Source organism: Enterococcus sp. AZ009, from assembly GCF_050548785.1.
Lineage (GTDB): Bacteria > Bacillota > Bacilli > Lactobacillales > Enterococcaceae > Enterococcus_D > Enterococcus_D entomosocium.
In genome coordinates this window covers 1,151,427-1,175,097 of the sequence record NZ_CP172960.1, presented here as the reverse complement: position 1 = coordinate 1,175,097, position 23,671 = coordinate 1,151,427, and the positions used below count along the sequence as shown (strand labels likewise).

The following is a 23,671-nucleotide window of genomic DNA, read 5'->3' as shown; positions in this document are numbered from 1 at the left end:
TCATGCTAAAATAGGACTTGTTCGTTGAAATTTAATCGTTTCTTGAAAAAAAGAAGCTAAAGGAGTTTGCCATGAAAAAAATACTCGTTGTCGATGATGAACCTTCCATCGTCACACTTTTAACCTTTAATCTAGAAAAAGAGGGCTATCAAGTCGTTTCCGCCTCAGATGGTCAAAAAGCCTACGAATTAGCCTTGTCTAAGCCTTTTGACTTTATCATCTTAGATGTCATGCTGCCGAATATGGACGGCATCGAGATCACGAAGAAATTGCGTCAAGAAAAAATCGAGACCCCGATCCTCGTCTTGACCGCAAAAGATGATCCAATCGATCGGATCTTAGGCTTAGAGATCGGCGCCGATGACTATTTGACGAAGCCTTTCAGTCCTAGAGAGGTATTAGCTAGAATGAAAGCCATCTTCCGTCGTTTAGAACCCCGTCAACAAACACGAGAAGAAGATCAACCTGCAGAGATTCTGCAAGTCGGTGGGATCCAAGCAGACCTGACGAATTTCCAAGTCAGTGTGGATGGTGAGAAAATCTTCCTAACGCCAAAAGAATTCGAGCTGCTAGTTTACTTTATGAAACGAAAAGGCCGCGTAATCGATCGCGATACCTTGCTCAATCGCATTTGGAACTTCGACTTTGATGGACAAAGTCGAATCGTGGATGTTCACATCAGTCATTTAAGAGAAAAATTGGAAGCTGATCCAAAACGGCCGGAATACTTAGTAACGGTTCGGGGTTTCGGGTATAAATTTCAGGAGCCAGTCTAATGAAAAAACGCTATGGCTATGGTTTATGGTCGATCGGTCTATTGCTGATTTTTTTCCTGTGCTGGCAAGTTCTAAGCAGTTTTTACCGTCAGCAAGTCATTGCCCAGCAAGTGGCTTTTCTCCAAGAGAAAGCCACCGTATTTTTGAATCTATCAGATAATCAAACCGCGGCCTTAGAACAGTTTGCGGATACCTATGTTGAAGATAGCAATAGTCGCATCACTTTGTTAGATGACCAAGGTCAGATCATTTTCGATACCTATGATCATACACTGCATGAAAACCGCTCCAATCGTCCAGAAGTCCAAGCCGTTTTGCGCGGAAGCTCCGTCGGTCAATCGCTGCGGGAAAGCGACACCTTGCATGAAGAATTGCTTTACGTGGCGATTCCTGTCAAAGAGGATGGAAACTTGACTCAAATCTTGCGAATCGCCGAACCGACCGCGGCTTTTTTTGCAAAAAATGAAGGAATCAAGCAGTCGATCTTGATTGTCTATCTTGTTTTTTGCTTTTTGATCAGCCTATTGATTTTCCATACCTTGCGCCAGCGAAATCGGCCGATCCAAACGATTCTGCCCGTCGTAAAAAAAATGATCACCTCGCCCGATCAACAAGCAATCATTATGCAAGAAACCCCTGAACATGATGAGTTGTATCAACTGATCAATCAGCTGAGCGAGCAAATGAGCCAGACCTATCGTGCCTATGCGGCTTCTGAACAGCAACTGTACGGCTTGCTCAGTGAACTGATGATCGGTGTCTTTATCATCAATGAAGAAAATCAACTGCTGCTGTTGAATCCGACGATGCAAGAACAGCTAGGGATGGAAACCGCACCGATCTTACCGCAACCTTTTACTGAAGTGATCCATGACACACAATTGATCCAGTTGATCTATCAATTTAATGACGAGACCCCTATTTTCCATGCGGAAACCACCCTTAGCGGGGAACGTTCAAAAGTCTTAGATGTTACCTTGCGAAGCTTCCAAGAAAACCAGTTGATTGGTATTTCTTATGACTTGACACGCATCCGACAATTAGAAAAGATGCAAAAAGATTTTGTCGGCAATGTTTCCCATGAATTAAAAACGCCGGTAACTTCCTTGATTGGGTTTACTGAAACACTGCTGGATGGCGCCAAAGAAGACCCTGAAACGTTGCAGACCTTCTTAGAAATCATTCAAAAAGATGCTTATCGCTTGAAAAATCTAATACAAGATATCATCCAATTGTCTCAAGACAGTGATTCTTTCCAGTATGTCGACCAACCGATCAACTTTTCTGAGCTGCTGCAACAAGTCGTTCAAACCTATGGTCCCGCAGCTGTTAAGAAGCAATTGACCTTTCAATTTGAAGGACCCGAACAATTCATTTTATCTACCAAAAAAGAGCTGCTGCAGCCCATCGTAAAAAATCTAGTTGAAAATGCGGTCACCTATTCAAAACCTGGTGGTGTCATCACATTATCCTATTCCGAGCAAGATGACCAGCTGCTTTTTCAAGTGCAGGATCAAGGCATCGGCATCGATGAAGAAGATCAAGAACGGATTTTTGAGCGGTTTTATCGGGTGGACAAAGCCCGTGCTCGCAATTCTGGCGGCACTGGACTTGGGCTGGCTATCGTCAAAGACTATACCAAATTATTAGGCGGCAGCATCAAGGTTGACAGTTTCCCTAAAATTGGTTCTACCTTTACGGTGACTTTGCCGCTTCATTGAGAACATTAGAAAGAAAACTAGCCGAGAAAACGTCTAATGGCATTTTCTCGGCTAGTTTTTTGGAACCATACTTACTTAACAACTTTTGTTGCTGATTCATTGACGTAACCTAGCCAAGTTCCTTTATTATCATAAATTGACAGGTAATTACTTCCATTAAAGTGGCGATACACGTAACGCGCTTCGAACGTCTGTCCTTTCATGGCGTTAGTCACAGTACTTTTTTGTTTCCAAGAGAAATTTTGCCATAGTGGGAAATTCTGAGTAAACGTTATTTTTTTATGGTAACTTTGGTTTATTCCGGCAGCATTACTTGCTTCCTTTGTTCCATTGGCATTGATATAGCCAAGCCAAGTTCCTTTATTATCATATAGTGACGAATAGGTGCTACCATTGAAATGGTTGTAGTAAACTTTTACTTGAAGTGTTTGACCATAAAAATTACTGCTTTTATTTTTTTCTTTCCAAGAAAAGTTTTGCCACATCGAATAATTTTTACTTGTAACAGTGACATATTTACCACTTGAAATAGCTGTTCCACCTGCATTATTCGCTGTTTTGGTACCATTAGCGTTCATATAGCCTAACCATGTACCAGATTGATCATATAGTGAATAATAAATACTGCCATTTAAGTGTTCATAGCGATATTTCGCTAAAACTGTTTTATTCAAGTAATCCTTGCTGGATGCCTTTACTTTCCATGAAAAATTTTGCCATATCGAGTAATTTCCACTGGTGATCGTTACATAGCGTCCATCGGCCAATGCGGGGCCTTGATTCGTTTGAACTGCTAATTTCGTTGAAGCGATGTACCCAATCCATTTTCCAGAAAAATCATAAACTGAATCATAATACGTGCCATCAAAGTGATGGTAAGTACCGGTTACTTTATAGGTATTTTTCACCATATCTGAAGTTACCGGTGCAGTCTTAGTAAATGTAAAATCTCGATATATCGTTCCTGGCTCTTTGAATTTGACATAGGTTTGCTTTGATTGCCAATTCCCTTGAGGACCATCAGCAACTTTGACGCCACCAGAGTTAATGTACCCAACCCAATTCCCTTGGTTGTCGTATAATGAATAATAGGTGCTACCGTTAATATGCTCATAACGCACTTTTATTTGCAGGGTCTGACCCAGATAAGCTTTAGAGTCTGCTTTTTTGGTCCAAGAGAAATTTTGCCAAATCGTATAATTGTCTTTTACAACGGTGGCATAACGGCCATCATTGATCGCACCGCCTTGTCCTTGACTGATAAAATACTTGTTATAATCTGAATTCATATCAAAGGTGCCATTGATCCCTGGGAATGTAACGTTATATGTCCACTGCCATGCACTATAATCCGTATACTTCTGATTTTGCGGTTCGTATGGATATTGTGCGATCCAAACTTTGTTTTTTCCTAAAGCAACAGGGTCGATCGCGTTATCCGTGACCCACGACACACCTATATAATGATGCGTATTCGTATACCCCAGTTCTTTTAATCTATTTTCAAAAACTTTTGACAATTGTGTATGATCTGCTTTTTTCTTAATATTTGGCTCTTCAATGTCATTGACCATTAGAGCAGAAGTCGGTAAATTTAATTGTCTCGCATAGCTTACAAAATAATCTGCTTCAGCTTTTGCCTGTGCCTCAGTGGTGAACCAACTGTAGTGATAAGCATGTACAATCAGCCCAGCGGCTTTAGCATTTGCAATTTGACTTGCAGCTAGTGGGTTTCGATAAGAAGTTGCCTCTGTCAATTTCACCACCACTGCAGAAACGCCATAACTTTTAATCAACTTGAACTGCTCCACAGTGATCTCTCCGTTGTGGGAGGAAATATCAATAAAGTCTTGCTTTGGGGTTGAGGGATCTCCTGCTGAAATATAAGGAACACTAGAAACAGACCGTGCCGAACGGCTTAAGCTGACTTTCAAATCTGAACGGCTTCGATACGTTGGGTCTAATCCTAAGCTGATATCATAGACAGAATCCGAAGCATTGTCTGGGCTTTTTTCTTCACTTTCGGCTGTACTGCTATCAACAGTCGTACTGCCCGTTTCACTGCGGTTACTTGATGATGTTGTCTCACTCGTTGAATCAATTGAGTCTTCGCTGGTTTCACCTGTATTCGAGCGAATTGTTTGGCTGTCACTGCTTGTCACATCATTCGTCTCAGAGTAAACAATAGCAGCCTCTTTTGACTCACTTGTTGATTCCGTGTCTGCAAAACCAACACGCATGCCAAAAATGACAAAGGCCGTTCCCGCATACAATGCTGCTATTAACATTTTTTTTGGAAATCTTTTCATTTTTTTCCCCTTTCACTGAATATTCATCTATATTCACTATCTATTTTACATAAAAAATAAAAAAAAGGTACAAAAAAAGAAGGAGTTCTTCCCTTCTTTTTTTGTACCTTATGAAAACTGTTTATTCAACATTCGTTACTTCGCCGTCTACACTGCGTTCTACTTTCATATCAGTGATTGGCAAGTATCCTAATTCGATAACGATTCCTTGTTGGACATCGTCTGTCATGATGTAATCAAGAAAGGCTTTGACGTTAGCATCTGGTTCACCATTCGTGTACATATGCTCGTAAGACCAGATTGGCCATTTGTTATCTGCAATATTTTCAGGGGTCGCTTCTACCCCATCAAGAGATAGCGCTTGGATTGAATCATCTAAATAAGATAAAGCAAGGTAGCTGATTGCTCCTGGTGTTTCAGCAACGATTTTACGGACTGTTCCAGAAGAATCTTGTTCTTGTGTTTGGATCGTCTCTGCACCATCTAAGCCCCATTTTTCAAAGGTCGCTCTCGTACCGCTGCCTGATGCGCGGTTGATTACAGAGATTTCTTGATCTGCTCCACCGAGTTCAGACCAATTCTTCACTTTGCCTGTAAAGATATCGATTAAATCTTGTTGGCTAAGATCCGTAACGCCTGCGTCTTTATTCACTACTGGTGCCATACCAACTACAGCTACTTTATGGTCAACTAATTTGCTGGCATCCACACCATCTTTTTCATCCGCAAAAACATCGGAATTACCGATCGTCACAGCGCCTGCTTCTACTTGACTTAAGCCAGTTCCGCTACCGCCACCTTGAACAGTAATTGTATAATTGGGATTGTCTGCTGAGAAGCTTTCACCTGCTGCTTCAACCAAGGGTTGCAATGCAGTTGAGCCTACCGCTAAAATTTCTACATTTTCATTTGATGCGGCACCTGATGAAGATCCGCCTGATGCTTGACTGCTATCAGTGCTTGTACCACCGCTCCCACAGCCAGCTAATAATAATCCAGTTGCAAAAAATAAAAGTCCCAATTTTTTCATTTAGTAAATCTCCTTTCGTTATATGCTTAGTTTAGCAAGGCGGTGTAAACCCTTGATGGATTTCATGTAAAGAATCGATAAAGCGATGTAAATCTTTTGTAAAGTTTGTCGATTGCCCAAAAAGCCCCCGCTGAATCCATCAGAGGGGGCTTGCTTTATCTAAAAACGAAAGAAATGTCTGTAGAATCAATTGCTTTGCATATAGCGTGTCAAGCGATCCATCGCTTCCACCAAGTTTTCCATACTTGCCGCATAGCTTAAACGAACATAGCCTTCTGCTTCGGGACCAAAGGCGATACCCGGGATGATTGCTAATTGATTCTTTTCCGCTAAGTCGACACAAAAAGCCATTGAATCTTGGTTGAAACCTGCTGGTATTTTGGCAAAAATGTAGAATGCACCAGAGGGCTTCGCCATGTCAAAACCAAGGGCAGTCATCTTTTCAAACAAGTAATCTCGACGTTCACGGTAATCGGCTTTCATGACTTCTGCATCATTGATGCCTTCGATCAATGCCCGCACAGCTGCTTTTTGAGAAATCGTTGATGCCGCAGTCACTAAGTATTGGTGGACCTTAATGATCTGAGCAGTCAACGCTTCTGGTGCAAAAATGAAGCCGACGCGCCACCCAGTCATCGCGTGAGATTTCGACAAGCCATTGATCACGATCGTTTGGTCACGCAAGTATTCGGCAATGGACACATGGGTTTCATCATAAGTCAACTCACTATAAATTTCATCGCTAATAACAAAAACGGGGTATTTTTCTAAAACCTCCGCCAATGCTTTGACTTGTTCTCGGGTATAAACGACCCCTGTTGGATTGCTAGGATAATTCAAAATGACTGCCTTGACTTGCTCCCCATGCTCTTTTAAGGCTGCTTCCAAAACTTCTGGCGCTAAAACAAAGTCATTGTCCGTCGTATCAAGATAGATCGGTTGGGCATGGGCTAAATGGATGACTGGTTCATAGCCTGGATAAATTGGTGCCGGTAGAAGAACTTTATCGCCAGGTTCCAACGTGGCTAATAAAGAAGCTGAGATTGCTTCCGTTGCACCGATCGTCACTAATACTTCTGATTGAAAGTCGTAATCAAGCTGATATTTATTTTTCAAAAAGAGGCTGGCTGCTTGCCGAACATCTGCTAAGCCGGCCATTCCAGAATAGTGGCTAAAATTTTGTTCGATTGCTTGGACACCCGATTTTTTCACGTGCTCTGGTGTGTTAAAATCCGGCTCGCCTAACGTTAACTTTAAAATATCAGGAATTGAAGAAACCCGTTCATCAAATTTACGAATCAATGAAACAGCTATATTGTACACTTCGTGATTGAAGCGTTGGCTTACGTCTGCCATAGTATCACTCCTTTGAATTAAGCAAATTCATTCGCTATTGTTGTTAATCCTAACACAAAAAGGCGACAATTTTAAGCAACGGATGAAATTAATCTAATAACCACAATTCCGTTTGCTTATTTACAAACAAAAACATTTTATGTTAGTATATAATCAAACAAAAAAGGAGAACCCAAAATGAAACTTTATCAAGAGTTTACCATTTCTGATTATCAGCAAGGATATGTCGAAACAACAACGGATTATTGTTGCGTATTTTGTCAGGAGACCTTCGACAAAGAAGAAATCTATCCCGTTGATGGCGCCTTTTTTACGGCAAAAAAACGAATGATACAGCATATCACTGAGCATCACGGAACCGTTTTATCCGCATTATTGGCTTTACCCAAAGAACAAACAGGCTTATCAGAAAGCCAACAGGAGATTTTACAACTGTTTGCCCAAGATGTTAGCGATACTGTGATTGCCCAGCGCTTAGGTATCTCTTCTTCGACTGTCAGGAATCATCGCTTTAAGCTAAAAGAAAAGCAGCGACAAGCGACTGTTTTTCTAAGTATCATGTCCTTGTTGCAAGAAACCCCGTTGCTGCCGCCTCACAAAGGGGCGACGATGCTTGATGATCGCTATGCCATTACGGCTAGTGAAAGAGAAAAGATCATTGCTACTTATTTTGATGAAGCGGGGTTTATCAAACAGTTTCCGAGCAAAGAAAAGCGCAAGATCGTTGTCTTAAGTGTGCTGGCACAAAAATTTGATCCGAAGAAAAATTATTCAGAAGCTGCCGTAAACGATGTATTAAAACAAGCGATCACCGATTATGTCACTGTCCGACGATATTTGATCGAGTATGGATTTATGCAACGGACGAAAGACGGAAAAACTTACTGGCTGACTTAAAACCCAGTCTGTAGTTGGATGGAATTTTTGTTGGTTGGATGGACATTATCTTTCACAGTTTTGAAAAGTTAACAAGCTCCAGTTTTTTACAAAAAAAGACAAAGTACGAAAACACCCGTACTTTGTCTACTGTCTGAAACGCTGGGACAAGTTCCAGCGTTTATTTTTCTTTTAGAAAGATTTTTTTGATGATCAATTTATCAAATAATTGCGTTTGATTGTCTTGTTCCCCAATGACTTCAGCAGTCACTGATTTGCCGTCTTGTTTTTTGCGCAACTGATAAACAATCTTGCCTGTTTCTTTCAATTCGTTCACCATGTCGACGACACCGCCAAAACCTGTTTTACGAGTGATGAAGCCTAACGCCACCATCCGCTCATCTAAATTTTTTGCCGAGATGCTGGCACCGGTGATCAGTGCTTGCCGCATGATTTGTAAGAATTCTTCTAGCCCTGCCACTGGCGGCTGTTCAGGCTCTTCTTCCATCAGCGGTCGCTGACGCAAATAATCTAATTCCTGCAATAACGTTTCGTACTGCTCTTGTGTCAACATGACCCCCGCCACTTTTTCACGATTGAATACATATACTGCTGTTCCTGCTTCTCGCGCTTGATTAAATACATCCATCGGAGATTTTTTTACTTCAGTAATTGAAGTAGTGGGAACATCCAACTTCTTCAGTTCCATAATCAACGTCCTCCTTGTCTCAACGAACACATTATAGCATAAATCCAGAAGCAGATTATAGAGGTATTTCACTGCTCCTAGGAAAAGAAACAAAAAAGCGGCTAATCGCCGCTTTTTTCGATTGATAAGGTCATTGCATTGATGGCAACGATGATCGTACTCATAGACATCAAGACAGCTCCGACTGCTGGGTTCAAAATGATCCCGATTGGTGCGAGCACGCCAGCTGCCAAAGGAATAGCAAAAATATTGTATCCTGCGCCCCACCAGAGATTTTGAATCATCTTGCGCCTTGTTTTTTTCGCCAAAGTCAAGAAGTGCAAGATGTCTTGAGGTTCGCTATTCGTCAAAACGACATCGGCTGAATCGATCGCTACATCGGTTCCAGCTCCGATCGCAATCCCGATCGTCGCTCTTGCAAGACTTGGGGCGTCATTGATCCCATCGCCTACCATTACGACGCGCTTGCCCTCTTTGACATAGTCACTGACTAGACGTTCTTTATCGTCTGGTAACATTGCCGCATGGAAGTCTTCGATTCCTAGGTAATCGGCTACGGCTTGCGCCGCTTCTTGGTTGTCCCCAGTAGCCATAACTGGCGTGATGCCTAAGTCTTTCACTTTTTGAATAAATTGACTCGCTTCTGGTTTCACCTTATCCCCTAATGCGACGATTCCTTCCACTTTGCCGTCATGAACCAAATAGCTAATGGTATTGCCCTGCTCTTGATAATTTTTCAAGGATTTCCCTTGATACTGGATGGTTAATTGCTCCAATCCTTTTTGATTGACGATCAACCACTTTTGTCCATCGATTACGCCTTCCAGACCAATACCCGTCCTTGTTTGAACATCATTCGCCTTTTTGGCTATGATGTTTTCCTTTTCTGCTTGGGCTAAAATACCTTCTGCGATCGGATGATTGGCGGTTTTCTCAAGACCTGCTAGGTAAGCTAGTACTTCTGATGCAGAAAGGCTGCCTGTCGCCTCGATGCCAGTTACGGTAAACGTTCCTTCTGTTAACGTACCGGTCTTATCAAGGATCAGATAATCAACATGATGCGCATTCTCCAATGCGTTGCGATTTTTTAAGAGCAAGCCGTTTTTGGCAGCGATCGATGTTGAACGAGCCACAACGAGGGGAATCGCTAGGCCTAACGCATGGGGACAGGCAATGACGAATACCGTGACCATTCGATCAAGAGCAGTCGGTAGGTCAGCAACAAACAGCCATACAGCAAAGGCCAAAACACCAGCAACTAAGGCGATATAGAACAACCATTTCGCCACTTTGTCCGAAAGTGCTTCTAAGCGGGATTTATCAGCTTGGGCTTTTCGTACCATTTCCATGACTTTTGCCAAATAGCTGTCTTCGCCAGTCCCTGTGACTTCCATCGTAATGGTACCATTGCCGTTGACAGATCCTCCAATGACAGTACTGCCGATGGTTTTAGGTACCCGTCTGGATTCACCGGTAACTGCCGACTCATCGATCGTTGTTTCCCCTTCAAGAATCGTTCCGTCTGTAGGAATCTTATCTCCTGAGCGAACGATCAGCTGTGTTTTGTTGGTCACTTCTTCTAATGGAATCTGTTCTTCTGATCCATCTGCATTTTTCCGAATCACTTCTTTTGGCAACAGTTCTGCTAATTTCTGTAATGCATTGCCGGCATTAGAAACGGCATTCATCTCGATCCAATGCCCCAACAACATGATCACGATCAGAGTCGCTAGTTCCCAGAAGAAATCCATTACATGAGGAACAGCAAGAAAATGATTAGCGATAAACGCGTAAAGACTATAAAAATAAGAAACCGTAATCCCCATAGCAATCAAAGTCATCATGGCTGGGCTTTTTTGTTTCAATTCCATTTTTGCACCACTTAAAAACGGCTGCCCCCCATAGAAAAACAGGATCGTTCCTAAAATCAATACAACCCAATCTGAGCCGGGAAACGTGAACTGAAAGGGCAATTCGATACCCATCATTGGTGATAAAATGACGATTGGAATCGCCAAAACCAAGGATAGCCAAAACTTTTGCTTAAAATTTCCCATATGCATACTATGATCCATACCAGACATCTCATGATCCATATGACTGTGATCCATGCCAGACATCTCATGATCCATGTGGCTATGATCCATGCCAGACATCTCATGATCCATGTGGCTATGGTCCATACTGGAAACCTCATGATCCATGTGAGCATGGTTACTATCGGCGCTTTCATGCTCCTGCAGTTTTGATGTCGCCCCTTGATGATCCACCCCATTCATCTCATGGCTTCGGGGCTCAGGGACTTCCTCCGCCTGTGGGTGTGTGAGTCCTTCTTGCCCTTTATTATCCTGCTCATTCCTAGGTTCATGCCTATGATGGCTTGACGTCTGACGATTGTCTGCAGGTGACGTTTTTTTCTGATTCATCCTAGTATTCCCCTTCCTATTTCACTGAATATCCGTACAGTCTTGCGCCTTCATACAAAAGCTTCAAGCGGCTGGACTTTCTAGATTTTTCTCCTTATCACTTTAGCGTTTGCATCGCTTATTCAAAAACACCTTGATAACCAGCTTCAGTTATTGCACTGATTAAGGCTGTTTCTGTCACTTGCGACTCGTCAAATTTGACCGTCCCACGAGCTTTTTTCAAGTCGACTTTAGCTTTTTTCACACCCGGTACTTCATTTAAGGCTTTTTCAACTTTTGCGGCACAATGGGCGCAATTCATTCCGCTGATTTGCATATTTTTTTTCATTACTATTCCTCATTTCTTTTAACAGTTTGTTGGCTACTTATTTTGTTGCATGGGTTTTGCATTGGCACTGACCAGGAATACAATTACACGAAATCGCTGCTACTGGCACTTTTTGGTCGACTGCTGCTTGGAGCATCGCCAAATCTTCTGCCGTCAATGCTGCTTCTTGGATCATTTCTGCTAATGTTTGTCCGACTTTTTTGGCACAAATATGAGAAAAAAGATTCTCAGCTGCACTGCGAACAGTGGCTTCTTCTGAAACAAGTGGCGAGTAAACAAACTTTTTCCCTTGGCTTTCTGTTTTCAATACGCCTTTTTTAACAAGTCGTCCTAAAAGCGTTTTGACTGTCGCTGCTTTCCAATTTTTATTTTCGCTTAACAAAGCGGTAATCTCTTTCGCATCGGATTGTCCCAATGTCCAAATCACACGCATGACTTCCCATTCAGAATCGCTGATTTTGATTGGTTCGACCACTGATTGCATTTGTCCACTTCCTTTCATAACTGATTCACATTTTTAAGTTTACATCTGTAATCGTATTTTGTCAAAAAAAAGCATCGCCAAACTTTCTGCATTTTGGCAATGCTTTTTTCTATTTCGTTAAAAATGGTTTGGTTCCAACGTTTAAAAGTGGACCTGATACGTCGTCACAGAGTGGAAGGGTTCTTCTGGGCGCAGCACGATCTCACCAAAGTGGGTGAATTTCTCAGAGCCAGGAACACCTTGTGTTTCGATCGCCATCCCGCCATGTTTGGCAAAAGGACCGGTCTTCATTGGGGCCCCAGCTTCTCCCTCACCTGTTGTGTAAATAACAACAGCAGGACGGTCAGTAGTTACAGTCAGCTGCACTTTTTGATCGGGACTGGTTACTTTCAGATCCCACTCTTGCTCATGATCCAATAAGAATGGATCATCCAACATGGTCGTTCCCATTGGGCGTTCTTGTCTAAAATCAAACTTTGTGCCTGCGACAGGCGTTTTTTCACCGGTGGTCGTCACGTCATCGTTCGTTTCAGCCACATGTTCGGCATTGATTTGAACCAAGTGGTCATCGATCGGCTGTTGGGTATCACCTGTCAAATTGAAATAACCGTGGTTCGTTGGGTTAAATAAAGTCGCTTTGTCTGTGTTAGCGTCATATGCAAGCAATAGTTCATTGTCATTAGTCAACGTATAGGTGACTTGATAACGAACATTTCCTGGAAAGCCGCCGTCGCCATCTTGTCGTGAGGTAGTAAAAATCACGCCGGCTCTGTCTGCTTCCTCAAAAGTTTCAGCGATCCAGATATCCGTGTCAAGCCCCTTTGAACCACCATGAAGCGTATTGCCGCCATCATTGTCCTCCGTTTGGTATTCTTGCCCCTCAACCTCAAAGCGGGTACCTGCGATCCTTCCCGCTACTGGACCGATCGTTGCACCATAATAGCGTGCTTGGCGATGTCCTTCGATCGTATCATAACCGACCACAATGTCGCGGCCTTCTTCTACTGGAACGACCCAATCCAATAAGCGTGCGCCTTCGGGACTCAGCCTTACGATGGTACCGCTATCATTGGAAAGCTCATAAATCGTTCCCATTTTTTCTGAGGTCGTTTGTTTCACATTTGGCATTCGTTCATATCCTTCTTTCTTTGTTTAGTCTGCTACTCTTTTTAAGTATAGCCGTTAAGGGCTAGATCCGTCAATTCAAGACGGACGGATTCAGTAGGCATTCATTTTATGCCGGGCCGTTTTCACACAAATAAAAAGCGGCAAGAATGCCCAACTGGTTGATTGAATCATGGTCAGCTGATCGTGAGAGAAAGTACTAGGAGAAGCGCTGGCTGCTCCTGTCTTTTCTTCAATAATCAATCACATTCGCTTCGCCTGTTGGGCTCCTATGCCGCAATTGTATCGTTTATTTTTTGTGTTTTGCTTGGTAATGTTTTCTCTTTCGTCGCTTTTCTTTGATTTGAGAAGCACTGGAAGCCAAATCCAAATCCTCGCTTTCCTCTTCTTGCTTGTCTTGTCTTTTTTCCGCACGTGCCATGAGGACTTTTTGCCTGAATCGACGGTTTCCAAGGAATTTCAGTGCGCACATCAATGGTTGACGATTTTCTCCAACCAAACCAATCAATTCGATAAACAATTCAATGCCGAAGCCTGTACTGATGATCAGTAAAATGATTGCTGTGTTGCTGGCATAATTCATCAATAATGCAATAAATGAAAATACCATTGCCAAGGCATAGATCGTCAAAACTGTTCCTCGATGGGTAAACCCTAAGGAAAGTAAGCGGTGATGCAAGTGCATTTTATCCGCTGATGAGATCTTTTGCTTATTGAATTTTCTACGAATCATGGCATAGACGGTATCAGTGATCGGTACCCCTAAAATCAACATCGGGGTGATCACTGTAATGAAGGTCGCATTTTTTAACCCTTGCAACGATAAGACGGAGATCATAAAACCTAGAAAAAGTGCCCCAGTATCCCCTAAAAAAATCGTAGCTGGATAAAAATTGTAAGGAAAAAAACCAACGATTGCGGCAATTAATGTAAAGATCACCATTGGTACTTCAACTGAATTTGGTAAAAAGAAATAACTGATGATCCCAATGGTCGTCAGACTGATAATGGAGACCCCACTCGCTAGACCGTCCAAACCATCAATCAAGTTGACCGCATTTGTGATCGCCAAAATCCACAAGATCGTCATAGGCAATCCAAGCCAGCCCAAATCAAAAACCCCCAGATAAGGGATCGAAACCGTACTGATTTTGATGCCGGCAACAAAATAGATCTCCAAAGCCGCTAACGTCAAGCCTAGCGTTTTTTGCATAGGAGTCAACTCGAAGATATCATCCAATAATCCAGTAACTACGACGATAGCTGCCCCTAAAAGCATCGGCCAGACGTAGTCAAAGGGAATCATTGCGCGAAATTCCCAAAGCAATGCAAAAGAGAAGGAGAGGAAGATGCTTAATCCCCCTGCGGTCGGCATTGTTTTGGTATTGATTCGGCGATCTCCTGGTCGATCGACTGCGCCGATCTTAAAAGAGATCAATTTAATGATCGGTGTTAGGATTAAAGACACGATCATTGTTATAAATAAGCGCATTACAAATTTGAATGCAAAATCCATCGTTTATTCTCGCTTTCCGTTATTTCTCTTTATTGGTAAATGTATCTTCGATTTTCGAAGAAATCCGCTGAACAGGATCTGTTCGTTCTTTGATCTCTTGTCCTGATACATACTCTTCTACCACTGCGTTGATGATTCCACCCAAGATAATAATCGTCGCAGCAAGATTCAACCAGATCATTAAAACAATAAAACTTCCAATAATTTGATAGCCAATGATTTTCGCAGCAAAGTAACGGGCGTATAAGCCAAACACTTGTGACAGCAACATCCAGCCAATCGTTGCAAAGATCGCCCCCGGCAAAGTCGAACGCAACTTGACCTTTGCATTAGGCACTAACCAATAGATCAGCATCATGATAAACAGCAAAGCAACGATCGTGACTGGCCATTTGACTGTTTGGAACGTATCGATCAGATTGTCTTGAAACTTAAAAATCGGCTGCAAAAAATCAAGAATGATTTTTCCAAGCCCAAATACCATCGTAACCCCAACGATCGCAATCATAAAGAGCAGGATGATCACAAATGATACTGCGCGCACCACGATAAAATTGGAACGCTGGTCCACACCGAAGGCTTTGTTCATCGCAATTTGCAAGGCATTGATACTTTGACTCGCGGACCACAACGCCGCTAAAGCGGAGATCGACAACAATCCACCAGAGCTTGTGGTGAGGAGATTTTCGATCGCTGGGCCGATAAAATCATAGATTTGATTCGGGATCAATTCCTGTACATAAGATAAAACCGTGTTCGGATCAATTGATAAATAAGGCAAAAGATTCCCCAGCGCAATCATTAACGGGAAAAGTGAAAGCAATAAATAGTAGGCCACGACGACCGAAGTGGTCCCCATTTCTGAATCAGTTATTCTATTTTGCGTCGTTTCGATGAAACGCATCAGCTTTTGATTGCTTTTTACTTTATCAACGATTTTCATGTTTCTTCCTCCGCCAGCGAATCATCTGCCTTTTTTTCTTTGTCATACGTAACAACCAGAAGTCTCCTACTTATAAAATTTAGTAGGTTCCTTCTTCTCCTTGAGAAGTTAAAATTCTCGGACCTTCTTTGGTGATAGCCAAACTATGTTCATATTGGCAGCTTAAGCCACCATCTAGAGTATAGGCGGTCCAGCCATTAGGGTCCATTTTCATTTTCCACGTCCCTGTATTGATCATAGGTTCGATGGTAATGACCATTCCTTCTTTTAAACGTAACCCTTTGCCGGCTTCTCCGTAGTGAGGGATCATCGGACTTTCATGGATCGTTGGGCCAATGCCGTGTCCTACGAAATCACGCACAACCCCGTACCCTTCTTTTTCCGCATAGGTTTGAATGGCATGACCGATGTCACCGATTCGGTTACCCACTTGCGCTTGTTCGATTCCTAGATACAATGCTCTTTTGGTTACTTCCATTAATCGATCAATCTCAGGCGTCGAGTTCCCTACGACATAACTCCAACAAGAATCAGAAATGGCGCCTTTTAAATCAATACACATGTCGACTTTGATCAGATCGCCGTCTTTCAATGGTTTTTTTCGAGGAAACCCGTGACAAATCTCATCATTGATACTGCAGCAAGTGGCATATTTGTAATCTTCAAAACCAATTTGGGCAGCGATGCCGCCGTGGCTTTCAATATAATCTCTGACAAACACTTCGATATCCCAACTCGTGATACCTGGTTTGATGAAACTGCGTAATTGTTTGTGGACATCTGCTAACAGCGCGCCGGATTCGGCCATGCGGTCAATTTCTCTGGCAGATTTTAATGTAATCATGTTCTCGTCTCCCTTAATTAAATTCCTCTTATTTTACCATAGAAATCCCTTATTTTACAAAATTCACAGACATTGTAAAGAGTTTTTCAAGTTTTGTTTTCAAACTTTCGTGCATTTGCTATAATCTGTAAGAGAGTTTTCCTTGAGAATAGGAATGAGATTGGAGGAAAAAGCCCATGGCTTTAGCAAAAATAGTCTATGCAAGCATGACGGGGAATACGGAAGAAATTGCGGATATCGTTTCTGAAGCCCTTGAAAATCTTGACATGGAAGTAGAAATGAATGAGTGTACCCAAGTGGATGCAGATGACTTTGAAGATGCCGATATCTGTATCGTCGCAACGTATACATATGGAGACGGGGAGCTACCGGATGAGATCGTCGATTTTTATGAAGATTTGCAAGAACTTGATTTAAGCGGCAAAATCTTTGGAGTCTGCGGCTCCGGTGATACTTTTTATGATGACTTTTGTAAATCCGTTGACGACTTTGAAGCCGCCTTTAGCAAAACTGGTGCGACAAAAGGAGCTGACAGCGTCAAAGTTGACTTGGCTGCAGAAGAAGACGATATTCAAAACTTAGAAGCCTTTGCCAAAAAACTAGCAGAAGCATTCGCTGAATAAAACAAGAAAACCTCTGACAAAATCAATTGATTCTGTCAGAGGTTTATTGTTTGCTTAATGATAACTGATATCGATGGGTGTTTCTCTTGCTAAAATATTATCGGTGGTTTCCGTCATCAGCTTAGCAATCTGATCTTCTGTCGGATGAATGATTCCCGAAGACATCAATGCCGCTAAGCCGGTAGCGACGATCCAGACACCGGTGTGCAAAGATTGTAATTTTACATCAGATAGATCTTGATATTTTGGTTCTTTTTTCACTGATTTCACAAAAAGGTCAAATGAAAACTGTTGCATGGAATCCCCACCACCATGCTCTTCTAAGTATAGCGCTCGGTATAATCGTTTTTCTTTATTTGCAAAGCCAATATAATTTAGCGTTAAGTCAACGATGACATCTCCCCGTCTTTCAACTGGAAAAACTTCTGTCGCTAAGTAGTCGTAAATCTGATTGATCAATGCATTTTTTAAGTCATCCATATTTTTAAATTCTAAGTAGATCGGTTGCGTTGAACATTTCATCTTCGCTGCGATATTGCGTGCGGTAAAACGTGTAAATCCTTCGGTTGCGACAACTTCATAGGCAGCTTTTAAAATCTGGTCTCTAGTAATAGTTTTCTTTCTTGCCATAATTTTTTAATCTCCTTAATTCTGCTATACATCGCTTTCAGAAATACCTTTTACTTATTGTATCATGTTTTTTTAAGTTTGCAAAAAAACTTTTAAATTTATTGCCCTTAGTGTTTCCAGTTTTTCAATTTGAAGGCCACTGTTTTTTTGCTCACTTTTTCGTTTGTTTTCAAAAATACTTAGTGCTATCATGAAGACAGTTATAAATTTAGAATAAATGGAGGAATTTTAATGGTTTTACCAAACTTTAATCAGAACCTTGAAAAATATGCCCAACTGATCACTGAAGTTGGCGTAAATGTCCAAAAAGGGCACACGATCGTCATCCAAATCGCCGTGGACCAAGCACCTTTAGCTCGCCTATTAACGAAAAAAGCGTATGAATTAGGTGCAGACGAAGTAATCGTCCAATGGACCGACGATGAGATCCAAAAAGAATTTCTGACTCATGCGGCCGAAGATCGTTTGTCTACGATTCCTCAGCACAAAATTGATCAAACGGAAGACTGGGTTGAAAAAGGTGCCAGCCGTATCAGTGTCGTTTCCGCGAATCCAGATGCGTTAGCGGGCGTCGACTCAGACCGAGTGGCAACCTTCCAAGCAGCTTCTGGTAAAGCGATGATGAAATTGCGTCAAGCAACACAAGCCAACAAAGTCAGCTGGACTGTGGTTGCGGCGGCTGGTCAAGATTGGGCCCAAAAAGTATTCCCTGATGCTTCCCCTGAAGAAGCACAAGACAAGCTTTGGGATCAAATTTTCAAAACGACGCGTATCTATGAAGAAGATCCTGTCGCAGCTTGGAAAAAACACGATGAAACCTTGCAAGTTAAAGCCGAAGAATTAAACAAAGAACAATTCAGTGCTCTGCACTATACGGCACCTGGTACCGATTTGATCATCGGTTTGCCTAAAAACCACTTGTGGGAAGGTGCTGGCAGTTACAATACCCGCAATGAAAAATTCATGGCGAACATGCCAACAGAAGAAGTCTTTACTGCCCCAGATAATCGTCGCATTGATGGCTATATTTCAAGTACGAAACCATTGAGCTACGCAGGCACCATCATCTCTGGGATGAAGTTCACCTTCAAAGACGGCAAAGTCGTGGACTTTTCTGCGGAACAGGGCGAAGAAGTGTTAGGCAAACTGCTAGCAATCGATGAAGGAGCAAAATCTTTAGGTGAAGTCGCATTAGTTCCTGATCCTTCCCCTATCTCACAATCCGGCATCATCTTCTTCAATACGTTGTTCGATGAAAATGCCTCAAACCACTTGGCTTTAGGATCCGCTTATGCCTTCAGCTTGCAAGGCGGCACTGAGATGAGTGAAGAAGAACTGGCAGCTGCTGGTTTGAACCGCAGCCAAACCCACGTAGATTTCATGGTTGGCTCTGACCAAATGTCCATCGATGGCATCAGAGAAGATGGCACCACGATTCCTGTCTTTCGCAATGGTGACTGGGCTTAATAAAAAAAGGCTGAGGTGGAGTTGCTCCCCTCGGCCTTCTTTTACATAGAATATTGGAAACCGGCGGGTTTTTTCGTAGTAATCAGCCGGCTTTTTTGATAAAATCTACTTTGATAGTCTTTGATAAGAGAGGATGGATCCGATGACACCAAATCGTGAAGATTATTTAAAGCTCATCTTGGAGCTTGGTGGTGACCAAAAGAAAATCAATAACAAACAAATCGTGTCAGGTCTGGACGTCTCAGCAGCTTCAGTAAGTGAAATGATTTCAAAATTATTAAAAGAAGGCTTAGTGGAACATTCACCTTATCAAGGGGTACAGTTGACTGAAACTGGTTTAGCTTCTGCAAGTGCTCTGATCCGCAAGCATCGTTTATGGGAAGTCTTTCTTGTGGAGCACCTGCATTACTCATGGAATGAAGTTCATGATGACGCAGAAGTTTTAGAACACGTCACCTCGGAAACACTGGCGAGCCGCTTAGAAGCCTACCTTGATCATCCTCGGTATTGCCCACATGGCGGCATGATCCCCGAACAAGGAGAACTCATTCACGAAGGCGAAAAAAACACCATGAGTTCCTACCCGGTAGGAACCAAGATTCGTATCGCCCGTGTCCTTGATGAACGAGAACTGCTGGATTACCTTGTTTCGATCCAATTGAATATTCATGAAGAATACGAGATCATCGATGCGGCAGCATACGAGGGTCCGATTACGATCAAAAATGACACAAAAGAAATTGCTGTCAGCTACAAAGCCGCCAGCACGATTTTTGTTGATAAACTGTAAGGAGTGAAGATGATGGAAAAAAAGGTCCTTTTTACGATTTTTGGCGGTACGGGCGACCTTGCCCAACGCAAACTATACCCTTCTTTGTTTCGGTTGTACAAAAAAGGCGATTTGAAAGAAGATTTTGCAGTCATCGGTACTGCTCGCCGTCCTTGGTCGGATGAACACTATCGTGAAGTAGTGATAGGTACGATCAAAGAATTGAGCGACTCACAAGAGCAAGCAGAGACATTCGCTTCTCATTTCTACTACCAATCACATGATGTAACAGATACGAGTCATTATGATTCATTAAAGGATTTGGCGGAAACCTTAGATCAGAAATACCATTTAGAAGGCAATCAGATTTTTTACTTAGCAATGTCCCCTAATTTCTTTGGGACGATCGTTTCTCACTTGAAATCCCAAGGAATGCTGGATACTGACGGCTACCATCGGGTGATCATCGAAAAACCATTTGGAAGCGACTACGACTCAGCAAAAGAATTGAATGAAGAGATCAATCAAGTCTTTACAGAGCAAGAAATCTACCGGATCGATCATTATTTAGGAAAAGAAATGATCCAAAACATTTCTGCGATTCGTTTTGCCAATAACATTTTTGAGTCGATGTGGAACAATCGGTACATTGACAATGTTCAGATCAATATCGCAGAAAACTTAGGTGTTGAAGAACGCGGTGGGTATTATGATAAGAGCGGTGCCTTGAAAGATATGGTCCAAAACCATATTCTGCAGATCCTTTCCTTATTAGCCATGGAACCGCCAGTGGCTTTTTCTGAAAAAGAATTACGGACGGAAAAAATCAAAGCCTTAAATGCGATCCGTATTTACTCCGAAGAAGAAGTGAAACAACACTTCGTTCGTGGTCAATACGCCAAAGGACAATTAGAAGATAAGGAATTTGCTGGCTACCGAGAAGAAGCCAATGTCGATGAAGAATCGGCAACTGAAACCTTCGTTGCTGGAAAATTCTTGATCGACAACTTCCGCTGGTCCGGTGTACCTTTCTATGTACGAACCGGGAAACGCTTGACGGAAAAAGGCACTCGCATCAACATTGTCTTTAAACAAGTCCCTGTCAATGTCTTTAAGCAAGACCTGAATGAACAAAAGCAAAACGAGAGTTTGGCACCGAATGTGCTGACAATCTACATTCAACCGACAGAAGGCTTCTCTCTTTCATTGAATGGAAAAGAAATTGGCCAAGGGTTTGAGACATTGCCAGTGAAGCTAGATTATCGGAATAGTACTGAAATCGTCGAAAACACCCCTGAAGCCTACGAAAAATTGATTTTAGATGCTTTGAACGGGGATGGCACTAACTTTACCCATTGGGATGAAGTTGCCCAATCTTGGCGCATCGTTGATGTGATCCGTCACGCTTGGGACCAAGAAACGCCTGATTTTCCAAACTATGCCGCAGGAACGATGGGACCCCAAGCTGCCTATGATCTCTTAGCTGCCGATGGTTTTGAATGGATCTGGCGCCCCGATGAATGGTATCGTGAGCGAGATTTACTAAATGAAAAATAAGCAATTGGTCAATTGGATGAGGAAAAAACATCCAATTGGCCGTTTTTCTTTTTTACCAACTGTTTATAATAGAAAGAAATGAGAAACGAAAGGAGCAGCATAGATGAAACAAGTCTTATCGATCGCCGGTCTTGACAGTTTGGCAGGCGGCGGCATGACGGCGGATTTGAAAACATTTGAGGAATTCGGGGTGTTTGGTCATGCCTTATTGACCTGTGTTGTCGCCATTAACGATAATCTTTTGTTCCATGATCTTCCTGAGCCTGTGATCCGAGCACAATTGGATTCGCTGCGTTCGACCGTATCCCTAGATGCAATCAAAATCGGGCTGCTTCATCAAACGGCCATCATTGAATTGCTGCGGGATTTTTTACAAACATTTACCGGACCGATCGTGCTCGATCCAGTTCTTGCCTTTAAAGAAGGAGATACTGCCTTTAACCACTCCTATCAAGCAGGATTGATCTCATTGTTTCCTTACACAGCATTAGTAACACCTAATCTACTCGAAGCTCAGCACCTCTCTGGTCAAACCATTACGACGTTGGCGGAAATGAAAACCGCGGCGAAAAAAATCCATGCATTGGGTGCCCCAAATGTCCTGATCAAAGGTGGCAGTCGACTAACTGGGGAAACAGCCTACGACCTTTTATACCACTATGGACAATATACTGTTTTTGAAGCAGAAAAAAGTACCCGCCCCACAACCAACGGTGCTGGTTGTACCCTTTCATCGGCGATTGCCGCTTTACTTGCCAAAGGTACTTCATTGGAAACAGCTGTTCAAACTGCAAAAGCATTTGTTTGGGCAGGAATCGAAGAGGGGCTACCTTTAGGTACCTCCGGAAACGTCAATCAACTTGCCTACTTCAGAAAGGATGAATACGTATGAAAGTAAGAAATTTAACTACGATCGCTATGCTGACGGCACTCACGTGTGCACTTTCTTTGACCTTTATCATTCCTGTTCCACAAACGAAGGGCTTTGTGACCTTATGTGAAGCAGGGATCTATATCTCGGCCCTTTTGTTCGGACCTAGCGCCGGGGCCTTCGTAGGCGGAATGAGCGGTGGCATCATTGATTTTCTATCAGGCTATCCTGAATGGGCCTTCTTTTCCATTGTGATCCATGGTGTACAAGGCTGGATCGTGGGTAGAATGAACCATCGACCACTAGCAGCCGTTATTGTTGGCAGCTTGATCATGATCGCCGGCTACGCAGCAGCAACAGTTTTACTATTCGGGTTAGGCGCTGGGATCGCCTCGATTCCAAGTAATTTGATCCAAACGGTCTTTGGCAGCATCGTTGCTTTACCGCTGACGCATGCCTTGCGCCGCACGAAAAAGTTTTCTTTAAATGAAAGGTGATTCTTATGACAGATATCAATCAATTAAAAACGGATTTAACTACGATCGTTGAAGAAGTCATTACGACAGCGAACGTTGGTGAAAACGATCTTTTTGTCCTTGGCTGTTCAACAAGTGAAGTCGTGGGCGGCTTGATTGGCAAAAATTCCAGTCAAGAAGTAGGCATGATCATCGTCGAAACACTGCGAGCGATCTTGCGTCCTAAAAATATTCATTTAGCCGTTCAAGGCTGTGAACACCTCAATCGGGCTTTAGCCGTTGAGCGTGAAACGGCTCGACTATATCAATTAGAAGAAGTCGCAGTAGTGCCCCAGCTGCATGCAGGCGGTGCTTGCTCAGTTGCGGCTTTCCAGTTGTTCGATGAGCCTATCGAAGTGGAGCACATTGTGGCCAAAGCGGGTATCGATATCGGCGACACAGCGATCGGTATGCATGTCAAACATGTTCAAATCCCGATCCGTCCCTCTATCAAGACCCTTGGCGCTGCCCATGTCACAGCTCTGGGATCACGGCCCAAATATATCGGTGGTCCTCGTGCTCATTACGCATAATAAGCGAATCGTATAATGAGCGAAAAACCTTTTTCAAAAGGAAAAAGCATGCTTCGGCGTGCTTTTTTTGTGTCAACGTTCCTGCTATTGCCTCTCCTTTCCTTCCTTAAATGTGCTCTCCTTTCACTATTTTCTCCGCTCCATCTTATGGCAGCTTTTTCTACTTCAAATTCTGTTTCCTTTCTTGCGTAAAAAGAGCGGCAGCTGTCGCCTTCCTTTTGTCATAAATTCGTCACAATTTCATCACAAAAAGAAAAGAAAGA

22 protein-coding genes are annotated in these 23,671 nt (G+C 42.7%); 10 read left to right on the top strand and 12 right to left on the bottom strand.

Going from position 1 to position 23,671, the window contains the following annotated elements:
- Positions 1 to 71 precede the first annotated feature (71 nt).
- Both IGJ74_RS05465 and pnpS read left to right on the top strand, forming a co-directional pair.
- The gene (locus IGJ74_RS05465) at positions 72 to 776 is read left to right on the top strand and encodes a response regulator transcription factor (RefSeq protein ID WP_005237242.1); all 705 of its coding nucleotides are present in this window, start codon (positions 72 to 74) and stop codon (positions 774 to 776) included.
- Positions 776 to 2,497, top strand: a complete 1,722-nt coding sequence (gene pnpS / locus IGJ74_RS05460; protein WP_086299210.1) for a two-component system histidine kinase PnpS — start codon at positions 776 to 778, stop codon at positions 2,495 to 2,497. Before IGJ74_RS05465 ends, pnpS begins: the two co-directional genes overlap by 1 nt.
- Before the next feature lie 71 nt (positions 2,498 to 2,568).
- On the opposite strand, the gene IGJ74_RS05455 is transcribed toward pnpS, so the two are convergent.
- From IGJ74_RS05455 to IGJ74_RS05445, 3 genes are all read right to left on the bottom strand, one after another.
- Positions 2,569 to 4,806 (bottom strand): GH25 family lysozyme, encoded by a 2,238-nt coding sequence (locus IGJ74_RS05455; protein WP_218193181.1) that lies wholly within the window; start codon positions 4,804 to 4,806, stop codon positions 2,569 to 2,571.
- A 121-nt stretch (positions 4,807 to 4,927) separates the two neighbouring features.
- On the bottom strand, positions 4,928 to 5,836 hold the full coding sequence (locus tag IGJ74_RS05450) for a phosphate ABC transporter substrate-binding protein PstS family protein (RefSeq protein ID WP_194188541.1): 909 nt from the start codon (positions 5,834 to 5,836) through the stop codon (positions 4,928 to 4,930).
- A 186-nt stretch (positions 5,837 to 6,022) separates the two neighbouring features.
- A complete protein-coding gene (locus IGJ74_RS05445; protein ID WP_005237247.1) occupies positions 6,023 to 7,192 on the bottom strand; it encodes a pyridoxal phosphate-dependent aminotransferase in 1,170 nt (389 codons plus the stop codon).
- 177 nt (positions 7,193 to 7,369) lie between these two features.
- Here IGJ74_RS05445 and IGJ74_RS05440 point away from each other — a divergent pair, with 177 nt between their 5' ends.
- Positions 7,370 to 8,089 (top strand): DUF2087 domain-containing protein, encoded by a 720-nt coding sequence (locus IGJ74_RS05440; RefSeq protein WP_218193180.1) that lies wholly within the window; start codon positions 7,370 to 7,372, stop codon positions 8,087 to 8,089.
- Positions 8,090 to 8,249: 160 nt separating this feature from the next.
- Here IGJ74_RS05440 and IGJ74_RS05435 read toward each other — a convergent pair whose 3' ends face one another.
- The 8 genes from IGJ74_RS05435 to map all read right to left on the bottom strand — a co-directional run bounded on the left by IGJ74_RS05435 (position 8,250) and on the right by map (position 16,443).
- Entirely contained in the window at positions 8,250 to 8,777 is a 528-nt protein-coding gene (locus IGJ74_RS05435) for a type II toxin-antitoxin system Phd/YefM family antitoxin (RefSeq protein WP_005237249.1), read from the bottom strand.
- Positions 8,778 to 8,878: 101 nt separating this feature from the next.
- A complete protein-coding gene (locus IGJ74_RS05430; RefSeq protein WP_218193179.1) occupies positions 8,879 to 11,203 on the bottom strand; it encodes a copper-translocating P-type ATPase in 2,325 nt (774 codons plus the stop codon).
- A 118-nt stretch (positions 11,204 to 11,321) separates the two neighbouring features.
- Complete coding sequence (gene copZ, locus IGJ74_RS05425; protein WP_005237251.1) at positions 11,322 to 11,531, bottom strand: copper chaperone CopZ; 210 nt, start codon at positions 11,529 to 11,531, stop codon at positions 11,322 to 11,324.
- A 37-nt stretch (positions 11,532 to 11,568) separates the two neighbouring features.
- Positions 11,569 to 12,015, bottom strand: coding sequence for a CopY/TcrY family copper transport repressor (locus IGJ74_RS05420; RefSeq protein WP_008377382.1), 447 nt, complete (start codon positions 12,013 to 12,015; stop codon positions 11,569 to 11,571).
- A gap of 141 nt (positions 12,016 to 12,156) precedes the next feature.
- Entirely contained in the window at positions 12,157 to 13,143 is a 987-nt protein-coding gene (locus tag IGJ74_RS05415; RefSeq protein ID WP_061053870.1) for an aldose epimerase family protein, read from the bottom strand.
- 286 nt (positions 13,144 to 13,429) lie between these two features.
- Positions 13,430 to 14,656, bottom strand: a complete 1,227-nt coding sequence (locus IGJ74_RS05410; RefSeq protein WP_086332126.1) for a glycosyltransferase family 4 protein — start codon at positions 14,654 to 14,656, stop codon at positions 13,430 to 13,432.
- Positions 14,657 to 14,675: 19 nt separating this feature from the next.
- Complete coding sequence (locus tag IGJ74_RS05405; RefSeq protein WP_005237256.1) at positions 14,676 to 15,599, bottom strand: YihY/virulence factor BrkB family protein; 924 nt, start codon at positions 15,597 to 15,599, stop codon at positions 14,676 to 14,678.
- Positions 15,600 to 15,678: 79 nt separating this feature from the next.
- A complete protein-coding gene (gene map / locus IGJ74_RS05400; RefSeq protein ID WP_005237257.1) occupies positions 15,679 to 16,443 on the bottom strand; it encodes a type I methionyl aminopeptidase in 765 nt (254 codons plus the stop codon).
- A 176-nt stretch (positions 16,444 to 16,619) separates the two neighbouring features.
- Here map and IGJ74_RS05395 point away from each other — a divergent pair, with 176 nt between their 5' ends.
- Entirely contained in the window at positions 16,620 to 17,066 is a 447-nt protein-coding gene (locus IGJ74_RS05395; protein ID WP_005237258.1) for a flavodoxin, read from the top strand.
- A gap of 54 nt (positions 17,067 to 17,120) precedes the next feature.
- On the opposite strand, the gene IGJ74_RS05390 is transcribed toward IGJ74_RS05395, so the two are convergent.
- Positions 17,121 to 17,696 carry a TetR/AcrR family transcriptional regulator gene (locus IGJ74_RS05390; RefSeq protein ID WP_005228861.1) on the bottom strand — a complete coding sequence of 192 codons (576 nt, stop codon included), beginning with the start codon at positions 17,694 to 17,696 and terminating at the stop codon, positions 17,121 to 17,123.
- A 231-nt stretch (positions 17,697 to 17,927) separates the two neighbouring features.
- On the opposite strand from IGJ74_RS05390, the gene IGJ74_RS05385 reads away from it, so the two are divergent.
- The 6 genes from IGJ74_RS05385 to IGJ74_RS05360 all read left to right on the top strand — a co-directional run bounded on the left by IGJ74_RS05385 (position 17,928) and on the right by IGJ74_RS05360 (position 23,408).
- Positions 17,928 to 19,163, top strand: a complete 1,236-nt coding sequence (locus IGJ74_RS05385) for an aminopeptidase (protein WP_005237260.1) — start codon at positions 17,928 to 17,930, stop codon at positions 19,161 to 19,163.
- Positions 19,164 to 19,305: 142 nt separating this feature from the next.
- Positions 19,306 to 19,953: a metal-dependent transcriptional regulator gene (locus tag IGJ74_RS05380; protein WP_008377371.1), complete on the top strand. Its 648-nt coding sequence runs from the start codon at positions 19,306 to 19,308 to the stop codon at positions 19,951 to 19,953.
- A 9-nt stretch (positions 19,954 to 19,962) separates the two neighbouring features.
- Complete coding sequence (gene zwf, locus IGJ74_RS05375; RefSeq protein ID WP_008377369.1) at positions 19,963 to 21,489, top strand: glucose-6-phosphate dehydrogenase; 1,527 nt, start codon at positions 19,963 to 19,965, stop codon at positions 21,487 to 21,489.
- Between the two features lie 103 nt (positions 21,490 to 21,592).
- Positions 21,593 to 22,381 carry a bifunctional hydroxymethylpyrimidine kinase/phosphomethylpyrimidine kinase gene (gene thiD, locus IGJ74_RS05370; RefSeq protein WP_218193178.1) on the top strand — a complete coding sequence of 263 codons (789 nt, stop codon included), beginning with the start codon at positions 21,593 to 21,595 and terminating at the stop codon, positions 22,379 to 22,381.
- Positions 22,378 to 22,857, top strand: a complete 480-nt coding sequence (locus IGJ74_RS05365) for an ECF transporter S component (RefSeq protein WP_218193177.1) — start codon at positions 22,378 to 22,380, stop codon at positions 22,855 to 22,857. Before thiD ends, IGJ74_RS05365 begins: the two co-directional genes overlap by 4 nt.
- 5 nt (positions 22,858 to 22,862) lie before the next feature.
- Positions 22,863 to 23,408: a TIGR01440 family protein gene (locus IGJ74_RS05360; protein ID WP_176285398.1), complete on the top strand. Its 546-nt coding sequence runs from the start codon at positions 22,863 to 22,865 to the stop codon at positions 23,406 to 23,408.
- Positions 23,409 to 23,671 lie beyond the last annotated feature (263 nt).

Excerpts from the sequence above, each read along its gene's own strand:
- IGJ74_RS05360 (WP_176285398.1), top strand. The coding sequence starts at position 22,863 with ATGACAGATATCAATCAATTAAAAACGGATTTAACTACGATCGTTGAA.
- IGJ74_RS05430 (WP_218193179.1), bottom strand. The coding sequence starts at position 11,203 with ATGAATCAGAAAAAAACGTCACCTGCAGACAATCGTCAGACGTCAAGC.
- IGJ74_RS05380 (WP_008377371.1), top strand. The coding sequence starts at position 19,306 with ATGACACCAAATCGTGAAGATTATTTAAAGCTCATCTTGGAGCTTGGT.
- zwf (WP_008377369.1), top strand. The coding sequence starts at position 19,963 with ATGATGGAAAAAAAGGTCCTTTTTACGATTTTTGGCGGTACGGGCGAC.
- IGJ74_RS05440 (WP_218193180.1), top strand. The coding sequence starts at position 7,370 with ATGAAACTTTATCAAGAGTTTACCATTTCTGATTATCAGCAAGGATAT.
- thiD (WP_218193178.1), top strand. The coding sequence starts at position 21,593 with ATGAAACAAGTCTTATCGATCGCCGGTCTTGACAGTTTGGCAGGCGGC.
- IGJ74_RS05435 (WP_005237249.1), bottom strand. The coding sequence starts at position 8,777 with ATGGAACTGAAGAAGTTGGATGTTCCCACTACTTCAATTACTGAAGTA.
- IGJ74_RS05390 (WP_005228861.1), bottom strand. The coding sequence starts at position 17,696 with ATGGCAAGAAAGAAAACTATTACTAGAGACCAGATTTTAAAAGCTGCC.
- map (WP_005237257.1), bottom strand. The coding sequence starts at position 16,443 with ATGATTACATTAAAATCTGCCAGAGAAATTGACCGCATGGCCGAATCC.
- IGJ74_RS05410 (WP_086332126.1), bottom strand. The coding sequence starts at position 14,656 with ATGGATTTTGCATTCAAATTTGTAATGCGCTTATTTATAACAATGATC.
- IGJ74_RS05365 (WP_218193177.1), top strand. The coding sequence starts at position 22,378 with ATGAAAGTAAGAAATTTAACTACGATCGCTATGCTGACGGCACTCACG.
- IGJ74_RS05395 (WP_005237258.1), top strand. The coding sequence starts at position 16,620 with ATGGCTTTAGCAAAAATAGTCTATGCAAGCATGACGGGGAATACGGAA.
- IGJ74_RS05450 (WP_194188541.1), bottom strand. The coding sequence starts at position 5,836 with ATGAAAAAATTGGGACTTTTATTTTTTGCAACTGGATTATTATTAGCT.
- IGJ74_RS05385 (WP_005237260.1), top strand. The coding sequence starts at position 17,928 with ATGGTTTTACCAAACTTTAATCAGAACCTTGAAAAATATGCCCAACTG.
- IGJ74_RS05465 (WP_005237242.1), top strand. The coding sequence starts at position 72 with ATGAAAAAAATACTCGTTGTCGATGATGAACCTTCCATCGTCACACTT.
- copZ (WP_005237251.1), bottom strand. The coding sequence starts at position 11,531 with ATGAAAAAAAATATGCAAATCAGCGGAATGAATTGCGCCCATTGTGCC.
- IGJ74_RS05445 (WP_005237247.1), bottom strand. The coding sequence starts at position 7,192 with ATGGCAGACGTAAGCCAACGCTTCAATCACGAAGTGTACAATATAGCT.
- IGJ74_RS05405 (WP_005237256.1), bottom strand. The coding sequence starts at position 15,599 with ATGAAAATCGTTGATAAAGTAAAAAGCAATCAAAAGCTGATGCGTTTC.
- pnpS (WP_086299210.1), top strand. The coding sequence starts at position 776 with ATGAAAAAACGCTATGGCTATGGTTTATGGTCGATCGGTCTATTGCTG.
- IGJ74_RS05415 (WP_061053870.1), bottom strand. The coding sequence starts at position 13,143 with ATGCCAAATGTGAAACAAACGACCTCAGAAAAAATGGGAACGATTTAT.
- IGJ74_RS05420 (WP_008377382.1), bottom strand. The coding sequence starts at position 12,015 with ATGCAATCAGTGGTCGAACCAATCAAAATCAGCGATTCTGAATGGGAA.
- IGJ74_RS05455 (WP_218193181.1), bottom strand. The coding sequence starts at position 4,806 with ATGAAAAGATTTCCAAAAAAAATGTTAATAGCAGCATTGTATGCGGGA.